The organism is Ralstonia sp. RRA (assembly GCF_037023145.1).
Taxonomy (GTDB): domain Bacteria; phylum Pseudomonadota; class Gammaproteobacteria; order Burkholderiales; family Burkholderiaceae; genus Ralstonia.
Genome location: NZ_CP146091.1, coordinates 1,774,329 through 1,788,262, shown reverse-complemented (window position 1 = coordinate 1,788,262; position 13,934 = coordinate 1,774,329). Strand labels below are relative to the sequence as shown.

Genomic DNA, 13,934 nt, shown 5'->3' with positions numbered 1-13,934 from the left:
GCGGGGTGTCAGTTGTTGGGCACGCTATGGATGTGCCGCACGAGCAGCAGACCCAGGGCCAGCACGCAGAACACCGCGCCGGCATGAAACGTGGCCGCCGCCCCCAGTTTGTCCCACAGCAATCCCGCCAGCACGCTGGCCGCCAGCATGGCCAATCCGCTGACAAGATTGAACACACCGTAAGCTGTGCCGCGCAGGTCGGCTGGCGCGGTATCGGCCACCATGGTTGCCAGCAATCCCTGCGTGATGCCCATGTGGATGCCCCACAGCGCCACGCCTGCAATGACCACGCCCCAGTGGTCGGACTTGCCGAGCACCAGATCGGCGGCGATCAGCACGGCCAGCCCCAGCACCAGCAGCAGCGTATGGTTCATGCGGTCTGAGAGCTTGCCGAACGGATACGCCGCCAGCGCATAGACCACATTCATCGCCACCATCACCAGCGGCACCAGCGCGACAGGAATGCCGCCTTGCTGCGCACGCAGCACCAGAAACGCTTCGGAAAAGCGCGCGAGCGTGAAGACCGCACCGATCATCACGACCCACCAGTACGCGCCGCTGAGCCGTTTCAGGTTGTGGCGCCGGATGGGGTTGGTGCCCCGAGCGTTGTCATGGGCTTCCGGCTCGCGCAGGCCGAGCACCAGCAACGCAACCGATAGCAGCCCAGGCACGACGGCCACCCAGAACACGGCCCGGAAGTTGTTGGCCCACAGCAGCATCAACCCGACCGCCAGAAGCGGACCGAGAAACGCCCCCACGGTATCAAGCGATTGGCGCAACCCGAACGCTGCGCCTCGTAATGCGGATGGCGTGATGTCGGCGACCAGCGCATCACGCGGCGCGCCGCGTACGCCCTTGCCGATGCGGTCCAGCAGGCGCGCCGTCAGCACGACGCCCGCGGTGGGGGCGATCGCGAACAGCGGCTTTGACAGCGCGCCTAGCGCGTAGCCGAAGACTGCCAGGCCTTTGCGCTTGCCGAGGTAGTCGCTCAGTGCGCCGGAGAAGATCTTGACGATCAGCGCGATCGATTCAGCCAGACCTTCTATCACACCGACCGTCAGCGCGCTGGCACCCAGCACCGACACCATGAACAGCGGCAGCAGGCTGTGGATCATCTCGGAGGCGATGTCCATCAGCAGGCTGACGAAGCCGAGCACCCAGATGCCTGGCGGCATCTGGCGCAGAACGCTGGCGCGCGTGACTGCAGTTTGGGTGGACCGCATGGGTGGTTTCACTCCAGGGCGATCCGTGCAGCTTATCGCCTTGACGTGATCACCGCGAGCTTCAGACGAATGGCGCAAACAGCCCGTTGAGCTTGGCCCCGCTGGCGGCATCGCGTGCAAAGGCGAAGGTGCCCGTGGTCCGCAATTCCTCTGCCGCGCGCAGGAAGGCGCCCTGCGCAACGCGCGCCAATGCCGCGCCCACGCTGATGCGTTTCACACCCAACTCGGCCAGTTCTGCCACGCTCAGGTTACCGTCGGCAAACCCCATCAGCACGTTGAGCGGGCGATCGATTTCGCGCAGCACGGTGGCGATCTCTTCACGTGTCTTTAGGCCGGGGGCATAGAGCACGTCGGCGCCGGCATCCTGAAAGGCCTGCAGGCGGCGGATGGTATCGGCCAGGTCGTTGCGGCCGTGCAGATGGTTCTCTGCGCGGGCGGTGAGCGTGAACGGAAACGGCAGTGAGCGCGCGGCTTCCACGGCGGCGCGTACGCGCTCGACGGAGGCTTCCAGCGGATAGATGGGCGCATCGGCGCGACCCGTGGCGTCTTCAATCGAGCCGCCTACGATGCCTGTGGCGCCTGCCAAGCGGATGGTCTCGGCCACGGTTTCGGGGGCATCGCCAAAGCCGTTCTCCAGATCGGCGGCCATTGGCAGGTCGGTTGCCGCGGCCAGGTCGGCCACGTGCGTGAGGATGAGATCGCGCCCAACGCCGTAGTCGGGCAATCCGCGCGAGAACGCGAAGCCGGCACTGGTGCTGGTCAACGCCTTGAAGCCCAGCGAGGCCAGCAGCCGGGCCGAGCCCGGATCCCACGGGTTGGGGATGACAAAAGTGCCGCTGCGTTCGTGCAGGGCGCGGAAGGCGTGGGCTTTTTCGATCTGAGTCGGCATGGGCTATCCGGTATGGAGTGGGCGGGGATTGGACTGCAAAGCTGCGGCACAGGCGAGCGCGTCATCCAGGCGATCATTGCCCCAGAACATCGCGTCGCCGACAAAGAACGTTGGGGCACCAAAGATGCCACGAATCTGCGCGGCGTGCGTTTGTTCGCGCAGGCGCTGCTTGTTGGCGTCGGACAGGGCTTCGGCCAGGATCGCTTCGGCGGGAAGCCCGAGTGCGGACAGTGCTTCGCACACGGCCTCCGGCGTGTGGATGTCGCGGTCCTGCGTGAAGTTGCGCAGCATGATGCGCTGGCAGAACGCGCCGATCCACGGTTGGTCGGCACCCAGCGCCGCCACACGCAGCGGCAGCACGGAATTGCGCGGGAAGGTGCTAGGCCGCGTCCACGGCACACCAATCTTCTGGCACTCGCGCACGATGTCTTGCCACATGTAGTCGCCTTTGGCCTTTTGCAGCATGAATGGCGAGTTACTCCAGCCGAACGATTGGAAGATCGGCCCGAGCAGAAACGCTTTCCATACGATGCGCACGCCCAGACGTATGGCAGCCGCCTCGATACGCATCACGCTCAGGTAGGTGTAGTTGCTGGCGAAGTCGAACCAGAACTCGACGGTGGGTGTGGGTATGAGGGCTTCCCACGTTGCGTTGTAGGGGGCGAGCTTAGTCATAGACCACCAGGCAGCGGATTTCGATGCTCTCGCGCGGTGGCGTGCCAGCCGGCGCATCGGGGTGGACGAACGCGGCATGCAGTGTGAATCGCGCCACGCCGCTGGCCTGCGAGTCGTACTGCTTGAAGACCAGCGCCTCGTGCCGATCAATGGCCGACGCGTACCACCAGCGGTGGCGCGGGTTGTGGGTGGCGAGGTAGAGCTCGCCGGTGCGTGTGGGATAGCGGATCTCTGCGGCGACCAGGTCGGCGACATTCACGCTGCGCGCATCGCACAGGGCCAGCGGCGTGTCGAGCACCGGCCCACGGATCGAGCGCCAGATGTTGACGATGCCATAACGCCCAACGGCCGCGGCCTGCGCCGAATTGGTCAGCACGCGGCCCAGTCGCAGGCTGCCGGAGGCTTCGGTGTAGTCGTTATGGATGCGGCCGACTGCAGAGGGCGCACCGTCGCCTTCGCGCCCGAACGTGAGGGTGGGGCGGCTTGGGTCGCGCCGGCGCACGAGGTGGTCGAATACGTGCGCGCTGCGGGCGCCGGTGGCGGTGCGGGCGAGTTCGGCGGCTTCTGCGTAGTAGAGCGTGCGGATCGCCTCTTCATCGCCAAAGTCCGTCATGCGCGTGGGTGCATCAGCAAGGATGAAGCCTTCGCGCTCAAGCGCCGGTGCTGCAGCGCGCATGTCGGCGATGCTGACTTCGCGCAGTTCGTATTCGCAGGTCTGCCACGGCTCGCCGGCGGGCGGCGGGTACATGTAGTTGACGGGCGTGTCGGCGCCGGGTTTGACGTAACTCAGGCCGCCGACCACCGTTTGTGGTCGGGTACGTGTGTCCATGCAGCCTCCAACGTGGGTGTCGTTGGCTGCATTACACGTGGTGCGCGGCGTGCGCTCAAACGCGTTTCATGCAAGTTCGGATGCGCTGGGCGCATGCGAAGCCTGGGCCGCGGCTTCAGCGCAGATCCAGTTGGCCACATCGCGTACGTCGCGGCGTGGGTTGAGCTCGGCCTGAATCAACCAATACGCATGCGTGTTGTGCACGCCAGGGGCCGTCGTCGGCACGGTCACCAACCGGCCATCGGCCAGCAGAGGGGCAATCAGCTCTTGCCGGCCCAGCGCAATGCCCTGGCCCGCCACGGCCGCGTGGATGATCTGGTCGTGCTGGTTGAAGCGCAGCACCGTGCGGGGTTTGGCGTGGCTCCAGCCGGCGGCGGCCAGCCAGTCGGTCCATTGGAGCCAGGGGCGGCGCAGATCGCGGTCGTCAAAGTCAAGCAGGGTCTGGCCGGCCAGCGCATCGGCGGAATCGAGCGAACGCAACGCCAGCGACGGATGTGCAACCGGCGCCACGGTTTCCCCAAACAGGCGGATTGCGCCGGGCGGCGCATCCTCCGGCGGGCAGTAGCGGATGGCCAGTTCGATACCTTCGTTCTTCAGATCGACGAGGCGGTTGTTGGTGGCTACCCGCACATCGATGTCCGGATACTGCTGCTGGAAGCGCGCCAGGCGCGGCAGCAGCCACAGGCCCGTCACGCCAATGCTGGCGGTAATCGTCACCGGCCGGCGCTCGGCCGCCACGCGAATGGCGCCGATGGCGTCCTGCAACTGCTGCACGGCACTGTCGGCGCTGCGGAACAGGCGTTCGCCCTCAGGCGTGAAGGCGATCGAGCGGTGGCCGCGCACCAGCAGCTTCACGCCCAGCGTCTCTTCCAGCACCGACACCTGGCGGCTCACGGCCGATTGGGTCAGGCACAGGTCGTCGGCAGCCAGCGTGATGCTCATGCGCCGGCCTACGGCCACAAAGCCGCGCAGCAAGTCCAGCGAGGCCAATCGAACCAACGGTGTCGACATGCGTTTTCCTCATGTGAAGCGTTCTCAAAGATCAATTGAGAACCCGGATGTGGCGAAGTTTAATAAGCCATCGGACCACATTCCAGTCAAATGCACGCTTGCAGCATGGGAATGTCAGTCGCAACGGAGAACGCATCCATGACATCGAAATCCTTGACGCAATCGCCCTGGCTGCCAGTACTGGCCGGCGGGACGGTGATCGGCCTGGCGTTGGGTATCCGCCACGTGCAGGGCCTGTTCCTGGTGCCCATCGCAATGGGCCACGGCTGGACGCGTGAGACCTTCGGCTTGGCCATCGCGCTGCAGAACCTGATCTGGGGCGCGGCGCAGCCGTTTGCGGGCATGCTGGCGGACCGTTTTGGGGCGGCCAAGGTGGTGGTCGCGGGGATTACGGTTTACGCACTGGGGCTGGTGCTGATGGCGCATGCAGGCACGCCGCTGGGTTTTACGTTGTCGGCAGGAGGGCTGATCGGCATCGGGCTCTCGGGCACCTCGTTTGGCGTCGTGTACGGCGCAATCAGCCGGCTGACACCGCCGGAGCGGCGTAGCTGGGCGCTGGGCGTGGCGGGCGCCGTGGGTGGCGTCGGCCAGTTCGTGATGGTGCCGGCGGCGCAGGGGTTGCTGAGCAACGTCGGTTGGGTGACGGCGCTGGTGGTCATGGCCGTGGTGATGGCGGTGTTCCTGCCGCTGGCGGCGCCGCTGCGCGAGAAGGCATCCACCGCCATGGCGCATGAAGCGCACCAGAGCCTGGGCGCAGCCATTCGCGAAGCGTTTGCGCACCCGGGTTTCTGGCTGTTGAACCTTGGTTTTCTGGCGTGCGGGTTTCAGCTTGCGTTCATTGCCGCGCACATGCCCGCGTATCTGCTCGACAAAGGGCTGACAGCGCGCCACGGCATGATTGCGCTGGCGCTCATCGCGGCCGCAAACATTGTCGGCACGTATTACTGCGGCGCGCTGGGCGGGCTGTTCCGGCGCAAGTACCTGCTGTCGTTGCTGTACCTGATTCGCACGGCGGCGATTGCGCTGTTTATCCTGCTGCCGCTGTCGCCGGTCACGCTGTATGGGTTTGCCATCGTGATGGGGCTGCTGTGGCTGGGCACGGTGCCGCTCACGAATGGGCTGCTGTCACAGGTGTTCGGGGTGCGCTATATCGGCACGCTGTTTGGGTTCGTGTTCCTGGGTCACCAGATCGGCGCGTTCCTGGGTGTGTGGCTGGGTGGCGTGGTGTACGACCGCCTGCATTCGTATGACGCGATCTGGATGGGCGCGATGGTGCTCGGCGTGGTGGCCGCGCTGCTGCACTGGCCGATCGACGATCGCCAACTGGCGCGCTCGCCAGCGGCCCAACCGGCATGAGCGGGCCGCTCAAACGATGGACGGCGTGGGCGCTGGCGGCAACCGGCGCTGCGCTGATTTTTACGGCGTGGCTGACGCCCGAGGGCGCGTTTTCCTTTGTGACGTTGGCGTCCTTCTGCGGATAACCCCGATTTGTGAAACAATATCGGGTTATTCACTAGTGGGTACTGGTACGGTTTGCGCGGGAATGACGTCGCTTTTGCGCCGTTCTCCTGTGAATGCCACCGTTCAGACATGACTTACGCCGTCAAGGAAATCTTCTACACGCTGCAAGGCGAGGGTGCCAACACTGGCCGCGCAGCCGTCTTCTGCCGCTTCGCCGGCTGCAATCTATGGAGCGGGCGCGAAGCCGATCGCGCCACCGCCGTCTGCCAGTTCTGTGACACCGATTTCGTCGGCACGGACGGCACGCAAGGCGGCAAATACACCACCGCAGACGCTTTGGCCGATACCGTCGCCGCCGAATGGCCGGCCGACGCCAAGGGCGGCAAGCCGCTCGTTATCTGCACCGGTGGTGAGCCGCTGCTGCAACTCGATAAGCCCCTGATCGACGCGCTGCACGCACGCGGCTTCGAGATCGCCATCGAGACCAACGGCACCATCGCCGTGCCCGAGGGCATCGACTGGGTGTGCGTGAGCCCGAAGATGGGCTCCGAGCTGGTCGTCACGCGTGGGGATGAGCTGAAGGTCGTGATCCCGCAAGACGGGCAGGACCTGGACGCATATGAACGGCTGGATTTCCAGCATTTCTTCCTGCAGGCCATGGATGGCCCGCTGGCGCGGCAGAATACGGCTGCAGCCGTTGAGCTGTGCCAGCGCCGCCCGCGCTGGCGCCTGTCGCTGCAAACCCATAAGATGCTGGGCATCCGCTGAGGCGGGCCGCTGCATTTTTCTCCAGTCGTTCCTGCTGTTTTGCGGCCTCCGCTGCCGCCCAGTCCTTAGCGCTCCATGACCAAGACCGTTTCCATCACGCGCCGGCTCGAATTCGATGCCGGCCACCGCATCCCGGGCCACGCCGGCCAGTGCCGCAACCTGCACGGCCATCGCTACCAGCTCGAACTCACGCTCACCGGCGAAGTCCTGCACAACGACAAGGCCGCCGACGACGGCATGATCCTCGACTTCGGCGACGTCAAGCAGCTCGCCAACAAGCACCTCGTGGATCTGTGGGACCACGCGTTCCTGGTCTATCGCGGCGACACGAAGCTGGTCGAATTCCTGAACGACATGGAAGGCGGCCACAAGACCGTTGTGCTGAACGACGTGCCCACTGTCGAGAACCTCGCGCAGGTCGCGTTCGACATCCTCGAGCCGGTGTTCCGCAACACGTTCGGGCACCATCTGCGCCTGTCCAAACTGGTGCTGTACGAAACCCCGAACTGCTGGGCCGACGTGAAGCTCGCGCGCCCGCACGAGCAGGATTGATTTCGTTCGCATGACCACGCCGCACGTCCTCACGCCGCCCGCTGACATGTCCACCCACGAGCGCGACGGCTACTGGATGCAGCAGGCGCTCGTGCAGGCCAAGTTCGCGTGGGGGCAGGGCGAGGTGCCGGTGGGCGCCGTGGTCGTGCGCGGCAACGAGATCGTCGGCGTCGGCTACAACGCGCCGATCGGCACGCACGATCCGTCCGCCCACGCGGAGATGCGCGCCTTGCGCCAAGCGGCCGAGAAGCTCGGCAACTACCGCCTGCCCGACTGCGAAGTCTTCGTGACGCTGGAGCCCTGCGTGATGTGCGCCGGGGCCATGCTGCACGCGCGTGTGGCACGCGTCGTCTATGGCGCGCCGGACCCGAAGACGGGCGCTGCCGGCAGCATCCTCGACCTGTTTGCCGAGACGCGCCTGAACCACCAGACCGCCATTACCGGCAGCGTGCTCGCGCAGGAATGCGGCGACATGCTGCGTGCCTTCTTTGCCGAGCGCCGCGCCAGCCAGAAGGCCGCGCGTCTTGCCACAACCGAAACCGACAACCCCGCCGCATGACCACCGTCCGCCTGATTGCACCTTCCGGTTATCCGAACGATGCAGCCATCGCCGAGCGCGGCGTGGCGCATCTGGAAGCGCAAGGCTGCACGATCGTCAACCGGGAATGTCTGAGCCGCCAGCATCAACGCTTTGCCGGCGAAGACGACGCGCGGCTGGCGGACTTGCACCAGATCGCCACAAGCAGCGGACAGGAAATCGCCATGGCCATCCGCGGCGGTTATGGGCTGACGCGCTTGCTGGACCGCATCGACTTTGCCGCCATTCACCAGCGCGCGCGTGCTACCGACACCATCATCGTTGGCCATAGCGATTTCACGGCGTTTTCGCTGGCGTATCTGGCCGCGACAGGCGGGGTGACATTTGCGGGGCCGATGCTGTGTGCGGATTTCGGCCCCCCCGAGCTGGATGCCTATATGGCCGAGCACTTCTGGAGCATCCTGCGCAACCCGACGTATTCGCTGCGCGTGGATGTGCCGCAGGCCGCAACACCTGCGCGCGTGACCGGCACGCTGTGGGGCGGCAATCTGGCGATGCTGTGCTGCCTCGTCGGCACGCCATACCTGCCGGAGATTCGCGACGGCATCCTCTGCGTTGAAGACATCAACGAACACCCGTACCGCGTCGAACGCATGCTGCTGCAGCTGCAGCAGGCCGGTGTGCTGGAAGCCCAGCAGGCGCTGGTGCTGGGCGATTTTTCGGGCTATCGCACCACGCCGTACGATGCCGGCTACGACTTCGACGCCATGCGCGACTATCTGGCCGAACGTCTGTCGATTCCGGTCCTTACTGGCCTGCCGTTCGGCCATTGCCCGACCAAGGCGACGCTGCCGATTGGCGCGCAGGCCGAGCTCGAGGTCGATGCCACGGGCTTTACGCTGCACTTGTCGGGGTATCCGACACTGAAGGCCTGAGCCTCCAAGCCATCCGGGTCACGCTCGGATGGTAAAATCCCCGGTTCTCCAAATGGCGTCCATCGCAAGCGTTCACCAAGTGCTTGCGGCGCCAGATCACCGCTTTTCAAATCAAGGTTTCCACGTGCTTTCCACCGCCAACATCACCATGCAGTTCGGGCCCAAGCCCTTGTTCGAGAACATCTCGGTCAAGTTTGGCGAGGGCAATCGCTATGGCCTGATCGGCGCCAACGGCTGCGGCAAGTCGACCTTCATGAAGATCCTGGGCGGCGATCTGGAGCCGAGCGCTGGCAACGTGATGCTGGAACCGGGCGTGCGCCTCGGTAAGCTGCGCCAGGACCAGTTCGCCTATGAAGACATGCGCGTGCTGGACGTGGTGATGATGGGCCACACCGAAATGTGGGCCGCCGCACAAGAGCGCGACGCCATCTACGCCAACCCGGAAGCCACGGACGACGACTACATGAAGGCCGCCGACCTGGAGGCCAAGTACGCCGAATACGACGGCTACACCGCCGAGGCACGTGCCGGTGAACTGCTGCTGGGCGTCGGCATTCCGACCGAGCAGCACAGCGGCCCGATGAGCGACGTCGCGCCCGGCTGGAAGCTGCGCGTGCTGCTGGCGCAGGCGCTGTTCTCGAACCCGGACGTGCTGCTGCTGGACGAACCGACCAACAACCTCGACATCAACACGATCCGCTGGCTGGAATCGGTGCTCAACGAGCGCAATTCCACCATGATCATCATCTCCCACGATCGCCACTTCCTGAACTCGGTCTGCACGCACATGGCCGACATGGACTACGGCACGCTCAAGGTCTACCCGGGCAACTACGACGACTACATGGAAGCCTCCATGCAGGCACGTGAACGCCTGCAGGCCGCCAATGCGCGCGCCAAGGAGCGCATCTCCGACTTGCAGGACTTCGTGCGCCGCTTCTCGGCCAACAAGTCCAAGGCCCGTCAGGCCACGTCGCGTTTGAAGATGATCGACAAGATCAAGGTGGAAGACATCAAGCCGTCGTCGCGCCAGAACCCGTTCGTGCGCTTCGAATTCGAGAAGAAGCTGCACAACCTGGCAGTGGAAACCGAAAACGCGCGCAAGACGTACGACCGCAAGATTTTCGACAACCTGACCATGGCCGTGCGGGCCGGTGAACGGATCGCCATCATCGGCGAGAACGGCGCGGGCAAGACCACGCTGCTGCGCTCGCTGCTCAACGGTGCGGTCAAAACCGGCGTGCAGCGCGGCATCGAGATCGACGGCGGCAGCATCAAATGGGCCGAGCACGCCAACGTCGGCTACATGCCGCAGGACACCTACGAAGAATTCCCCGAAGACCGCGACCTGATGGACTGGATGAGCCAGTGGACGCAGGCCGGCGACGATGACCAATCCCTGCGCGGCACGATGGGCCGCCTGCTGTTCTCGGCCGACGACATCAAGAAGAGCGTCAAGGTGCTTTCCGGTGGTGAGAAAGGCCGCATGATCTGGGGCAAGCTGATGCTGGGCCGCCACAACGTGCTGGCGCTGGACGAGCCGACCAACCACATGGACATGGAGTCGATCGAGTCGCTGCAGATTGCGCTCGACAAGTTCGAGGGCACGCTGATCTTCGTGTCGCACGACCGCGAGCTGATCAGCGCCCTGGCCACGCGCATTATCGAAGTGCGTCCGAACGGCACGATGACCGACTACCTCGGCACGTACGACGAGTACCTGCAGAGCCAAGGTGTGGAAGTCTGAGCTTCACGTGCGCTGAACGCGTACTTAACAAGAAAGGCGGCCAGATGAGCCGCCTTTTTTGTTGCCTGCACACTGCTGCAAGCCTGCAATTCGGCTCATGTAGCTGCGGTTGAAATAACGCTATTTGCAGTTTGTCATCGGATTATCGGTGGCATATCGTGATCTCCATCACTGGGCGCAATTTCAGCCAATGTTAGTGGTTCATAACAATATCCGCACCAGATTGAAGAACCGAACTCGCGAGTTCAATTCGGGTAATTCAAATGAGGGGGTGTTATGAGTTCAGTTATCACGCAGGACGAGATCAAATCGTGGTTGGTAGAAAATGTGGCGAAAGAGACCCAGAGTTCGCCACAAGATATTAAATGCGACATCTCTGTAGAGAAGCTCGGCGTGGATTCGGTGGCGGTTGGCGAACTGTTTACCAAACTCAGTGATTGGCTTGGTAAGGATATCGATCCGACGATTTCCTGGGATTACCCCACGATCGACAAAATGGCCGCCCATCTAGCCCAGGTTGTCTCGGGCTGATACCGCGCTTTCGCTTTATCCCTCGCTTTTGTTTTCGCCCTGGTAGCTGAAGCTTCTACCAATGGCGATGCGTTTTGGCAAAGGACCCACATGATTGTCATTGCTGGCATGAGCTGTCACTTTCCCGGGGGCGACGGGCTCGATGCCTACTGGCAGTTGATCAGGGAAAATCGTTCCGCTGTGGGGTTTCCACCTCTGCATCGAAATGAACTTCTTGGTGCGGCGGAAGCGTTGGGTATACCGGTCACTGGGGGGTATATCGACCATGAAAATACCTTCGATGCCGATCGGTTCCATATTCCGGAGCGTGAGGCGCTCTGGATGGATCCTCAGCAAAAGCTGGTGCTGATGCATGCATGCAAGGCTCTGGAAGATGCTGGCCTGACCGTCGACGAAATCAAGGGAAGCCAGACCGGCGTGTTCGTTGGCGCAATGGCAAATGATCTGGCGTATCTCCAGTTTGGCGACGTGTCCAATATCGAGGGCATGAATATCACGGGCAACGGCTTGTGCTTGATTGCCAACCGCTTGTCTTACGAACTGGATCTCCATGGTCCAAGCATGACGATTGATACAGCGTGTTCTTCGTCGCTCGTGGCACTGCATCATGCCGTTCGCGCGCTGCGTGATGGCGAATGCGATGTGGCCGTGGTGGCCGGCGTCAATGTGATCCTGTCCGCCCCGCTGCAAAAGTTCTATCAGATGGTGGGGGTGGGATCTCCGGATGGTCACTGCCGGTCGTTCAGCCATCGCGCCAACGGGATCGGGCGGGCGGAGGGTGTAGGCGTATTAGTGCTGCGCCGTGAAGAGGACTTGCCTGCCGAGCGCCGTCGTGGCTATGCCGTTATTCGTGGCAGCCAGGTCAATCATGGCGGGCAAAGCAGCCGCTTTACGGCTCCCAATGTTCAGGCACAGGTGGCGTTGCTACGGCAAACCTATGACAAGGCGGGTGTTCAGCCGAGCGAGATCGCTTACCTCGAGGGGCACGGCACAGGTACCAGGCAGGGCGACCACATGGAGATCAAGGCGTTGCAGCAGGTCTTTGAAGGTCGGGAATCGGCCTGCGCCCTGGGATCGGTCAAAACGCTCATCAGCCACACCGAGGCCGCGTCAGGTATTGCGGGGCTGATCAAAGTGGCACTCATGCTGACCCACCGGCATGTGCCATCAAGCGCCTATGCGGATGAGCCCGCGCCGTTGCTTGATGCTGCGTCGCCTGTGCAACTGGTACACGACGCGCGCGCACTGAGCCCCGAGCAAACGTATTTCATGGGGGTCAGCGCGTTTGGCCTGGGCGGCACCAACGCGCATGTTCTCTTGGCCTCGCACAACGCTTGAGATCTGCGCTGTCGCGCAGGAGGGCCGATCGGGATGCCAAGAATCAAGCTGGTGGATCAGTCCATGTACTACATGGATCGTGGCGAGGGTAGGACGATCGTCCTGCTGCACAGCTATCTTGCAAACGCGTTCATGTGGACCCCTCAGGTCCAGGCGCTCGAGGCGCACTACCGCGTCATTGTTCCGGACCTGTGGGGGCATGGCAGCTCAGGGCCGTTGCCTAAGGGCACGGAAGGCTTGGCAGCACTGACTCGCCAACTACAGCAACTGCTCGATAGTCTGGAAGTGGAACGCTACGTCCTGGTCGGTCAATCGATCGGGGGAATGCTGGCGGCCGAGCTTGCGTCGATATCACCTGCGCGAGCGGAGGGGGTGGTGTTGATAGGGACGCATCTCGGCGCAGAACCGGCGGGGCCGCAAGCCTATTTCTTAGACATGCTGGATCGCCTTGAGGCTAGCGGAGCGTTCTCCCCAGCCTTGCTCGATGAGGCGGTATCCCTGTTCTTCCGTGGTTCGGCATCCACCACGGCTTCCCTGAAGGCATCGTTTCGGAAGCAGCTTTCGTCCAGGTCTGCGGAGGCATTGCGGGAAAGCATCATCCCTATCGGGCGCATGATTTTTCAGCGCGTCGATCGGCGGTCTCTTTTAGATGGCCTGGCTGCAGCATCCACCTTGGTCATGTGCGGCGAACATGACTCGGTACGACCGCCGTCGGAATCGCGGGAAATGGCCGAGCGCATCGGATGCCGATACGTGGAAGTCCCTGACGCGAGTCATACATCCAACCTGGAGCAGCCCGAGTTTGTTACGCAGGCGCTGCTGAGTTTTCTGGCCAAGCTGGATCGCCGCTAGCTCGTCGCTTCGTCGATCAGCAGATCCAGCTGGGCGATGACGTTGGCGGCTTCCGGCTCGCCACGCGCCTTGGCAAGTGCAGCCTTGAGTGTGTCGCGCAGGGCGACGAGGTCGGCGACATTGCCGGCTTTTTCCACCTTCATTTCGAGCAGGTAGCCGCGCAGGCCGAGGTAACGGCTGATGGTCTCGGTATAGAAGCGGTAGAGGCGCTGATAGCCTTCAACGCCGCGCTCGCTGGAGATGGCGTTTGGCGCAGGTGCGGCAGGGGTGTCCAGTGCGGAGGCGGGTTCACTTTTGGCGGGCGTTGCCCCAACCCCATGGGATCGGATATATCCGGCGTGCTCCAGCTCTTCGAATACCGCCTGGTTCATGCCCAGTGGGGCGAGCTGGACGAGGATCTCGTCGCAGGTTTTTTCGCCATTGACCATCAGCAACAGCGCGCGATGCTTCTGATCCAGGTGGTAGGCGCGCGTGCGGATTTCCTCCTGCCCCTTGTCCGTCTTCTGATAGATGCTGGTGGTCATGCTTGTCTCCCTCGGCCGGCGCGTCTGCAGTGCGCGCTCTGCTGGCTCTACAATAGGACGA

At 63.4% G+C, this 13,934-nt stretch carries 15 protein-coding genes; 9 read left to right on the top strand and 6 right to left on the bottom strand.

All coding sequences use genetic code 11. From position 1 onward, the window contains the following. Positions 1 to 8: 8 nt before the first annotated feature. The 5 genes from V6657_RS08825 to V6657_RS08805 all read right to left on the bottom strand — a co-directional run bounded on the left by V6657_RS08825 (position 9) and on the right by V6657_RS08805 (position 4,627). Positions 9 to 1,223: an MFS transporter gene (locus V6657_RS08825; RefSeq protein ID WP_248694701.1), complete on the bottom strand. Its 1,215-nt coding sequence runs from the start codon at positions 1,221 to 1,223 to the stop codon at positions 9 to 11. Between the two features lie 61 nt (positions 1,224 to 1,284). Continuing rightward, the gene (locus V6657_RS08820) at positions 1,285 to 2,112 is read right to left on the bottom strand and encodes an isocitrate lyase/phosphoenolpyruvate mutase family protein (RefSeq protein WP_048932338.1); all 828 of its coding nucleotides are present in this window, start codon (positions 2,110 to 2,112) and stop codon (positions 1,285 to 1,287) included. A 3-nt stretch (positions 2,113 to 2,115) separates the two neighbouring features. Then, positions 2,116 to 2,787, bottom strand: a complete 672-nt coding sequence (locus tag V6657_RS08815) for a 2-hydroxychromene-2-carboxylate isomerase (RefSeq protein WP_248694702.1) — start codon at positions 2,785 to 2,787, stop codon at positions 2,116 to 2,118. Then, a complete protein-coding gene (locus tag V6657_RS08810) occupies positions 2,780 to 3,616 on the bottom strand; it encodes a CmcJ/NvfI family oxidoreductase (protein ID WP_048932340.1) in 837 nt (278 codons plus the stop codon). The genes V6657_RS08815 and V6657_RS08810 overlap by 8 nt, the downstream gene beginning before the upstream one ends. 66 nt (positions 3,617 to 3,682) lie before the next feature. Continuing rightward, positions 3,683 to 4,627 (bottom strand): LysR substrate-binding domain-containing protein, encoded by a 945-nt coding sequence (locus V6657_RS08805; RefSeq protein WP_048932341.1) that lies wholly within the window; start codon positions 4,625 to 4,627, stop codon positions 3,683 to 3,685. 138 nt (positions 4,628 to 4,765) lie between these two features. On the opposite strand from V6657_RS08805, the gene V6657_RS08800 reads away from it, so the two are divergent. The 9 genes from V6657_RS08800 to V6657_RS08760 all read left to right on the top strand — a co-directional run bounded on the left by V6657_RS08800 (position 4,766) and on the right by V6657_RS08760 (position 13,349). Then, a complete protein-coding gene (locus V6657_RS08800) occupies positions 4,766 to 5,983 on the top strand; it encodes an MFS transporter (protein ID WP_048932342.1) in 1,218 nt (405 codons plus the stop codon). A 234-nt stretch (positions 5,984 to 6,217) separates the two neighbouring features. After that, positions 6,218 to 6,856 carry a 7-carboxy-7-deazaguanine synthase gene (queE, locus tag V6657_RS08795; RefSeq protein WP_048932343.1) on the top strand — a complete coding sequence of 213 codons (639 nt, stop codon included), beginning with the start codon at positions 6,218 to 6,220 and terminating at the stop codon, positions 6,854 to 6,856. Between the two features lie 75 nt (positions 6,857 to 6,931). Continuing rightward, positions 6,932 to 7,408: a 6-carboxytetrahydropterin synthase QueD gene (gene queD, locus V6657_RS08790; protein ID WP_009238193.1), complete on the top strand. Its 477-nt coding sequence runs from the start codon at positions 6,932 to 6,934 to the stop codon at positions 7,406 to 7,408. 10 nt (positions 7,409 to 7,418) lie between these two features. Next, positions 7,419 to 7,967, top strand: coding sequence for a tRNA adenosine(34) deaminase TadA (gene tadA, locus V6657_RS08785; RefSeq protein ID WP_048932344.1), 549 nt, complete (start codon positions 7,419 to 7,421; stop codon positions 7,965 to 7,967). Continuing rightward, a complete protein-coding gene (ldcA, locus tag V6657_RS08780; protein ID WP_048932345.1) occupies positions 7,964 to 8,881 on the top strand; it encodes a muramoyltetrapeptide carboxypeptidase in 918 nt (305 codons plus the stop codon). Before tadA ends, ldcA begins: the two co-directional genes overlap by 4 nt. A gap of 124 nt (positions 8,882 to 9,005) precedes the next feature. After that, on the top strand, positions 9,006 to 10,628 hold the full coding sequence (locus V6657_RS08775; protein ID WP_048932373.1) for an ABC-F family ATPase: 1,623 nt from the start codon (positions 9,006 to 9,008) through the stop codon (positions 10,626 to 10,628). A gap of 276 nt (positions 10,629 to 10,904) precedes the next feature. Next, positions 10,905 to 11,159, top strand: coding sequence for an acyl carrier protein (locus V6657_RS08770; protein ID WP_048932346.1), 255 nt, complete (start codon positions 10,905 to 10,907; stop codon positions 11,157 to 11,159). A 90-nt stretch (positions 11,160 to 11,249) separates the two neighbouring features. Continuing rightward, positions 11,250 to 12,497 carry a polyketide synthase gene (locus tag V6657_RS08765; RefSeq protein WP_082170118.1) on the top strand — a complete coding sequence of 416 codons (1,248 nt, stop codon included), beginning with the start codon at positions 11,250 to 11,252 and terminating at the stop codon, positions 12,495 to 12,497. A gap of 63 nt (positions 12,498 to 12,560) precedes the next feature. Then, positions 12,561 to 13,349 carry an alpha/beta hydrolase gene (locus tag V6657_RS08760; RefSeq protein ID WP_248694703.1) on the top strand — a complete coding sequence of 263 codons (789 nt, stop codon included), beginning with the start codon at positions 12,561 to 12,563 and terminating at the stop codon, positions 13,347 to 13,349. Here V6657_RS08760 and V6657_RS08755 read toward each other — a convergent pair. Continuing rightward, the gene (locus V6657_RS08755; protein ID WP_048932350.1) at positions 13,346 to 13,873 is read right to left on the bottom strand and encodes a hypothetical protein; all 528 of its coding nucleotides are present in this window, start codon (positions 13,871 to 13,873) and stop codon (positions 13,346 to 13,348) included. The two genes, V6657_RS08760 and V6657_RS08755, sit on opposite strands and share 4 nt — an antisense overlap. Positions 13,874 to 13,934: the final 61 nt, after the last annotated feature.

Bases quoted from the DNA above. Each gene is read 5' to 3' on its own strand.
- V6657_RS08825 (WP_248694701.1), bottom strand. From the start codon at position 1,223: ATGCGGTCCACCCAAACTGCAGTCACGCGCGCCAGCGTTCTGCGCCAG.
- V6657_RS08820 (WP_048932338.1), bottom strand. From the start codon at position 2,112: ATGCCGACTCAGATCGAAAAAGCCCACGCCTTCCGCGCCCTGCACGAA.
- V6657_RS08815 (WP_248694702.1), bottom strand. From the start codon at position 2,787: ATGACTAAGCTCGCCCCCTACAACGCAACGTGGGAAGCCCTCATACCC.
- V6657_RS08810 (WP_048932340.1), bottom strand. From the start codon at position 3,616: ATGGACACACGTACCCGACCACAAACGGTGGTCGGCGGCCTGAGTTAC.
- V6657_RS08805 (WP_048932341.1), bottom strand. From the start codon at position 4,627: ATGTCGACACCGTTGGTTCGATTGGCCTCGCTGGACTTGCTGCGCGGC.
- V6657_RS08800 (WP_048932342.1), top strand. From the start codon at position 4,766: ATGACATCGAAATCCTTGACGCAATCGCCCTGGCTGCCAGTACTGGCC.
- queE (WP_048932343.1), top strand. From the start codon at position 6,218: ATGACTTACGCCGTCAAGGAAATCTTCTACACGCTGCAAGGCGAGGGT.
- queD (WP_009238193.1), top strand. From the start codon at position 6,932: ATGACCAAGACCGTTTCCATCACGCGCCGGCTCGAATTCGATGCCGGC.
- tadA (WP_048932344.1), top strand. From the start codon at position 7,419: ATGACCACGCCGCACGTCCTCACGCCGCCCGCTGACATGTCCACCCAC.
- ldcA (WP_048932345.1), top strand. From the start codon at position 7,964: ATGACCACCGTCCGCCTGATTGCACCTTCCGGTTATCCGAACGATGCA.
- V6657_RS08770 (WP_048932346.1), top strand. From the start codon at position 10,905: ATGAGTTCAGTTATCACGCAGGACGAGATCAAATCGTGGTTGGTAGAA.
- V6657_RS08765 (WP_082170118.1), top strand. From the start codon at position 11,250: ATGATTGTCATTGCTGGCATGAGCTGTCACTTTCCCGGGGGCGACGGG.
- V6657_RS08760 (WP_248694703.1), top strand. From the start codon at position 12,561: ATGTACTACATGGATCGTGGCGAGGGTAGGACGATCGTCCTGCTGCAC.
- V6657_RS08755 (WP_048932350.1), bottom strand. From the start codon at position 13,873: ATGACCACCAGCATCTATCAGAAGACGGACAAGGGGCAGGAGGAAATC.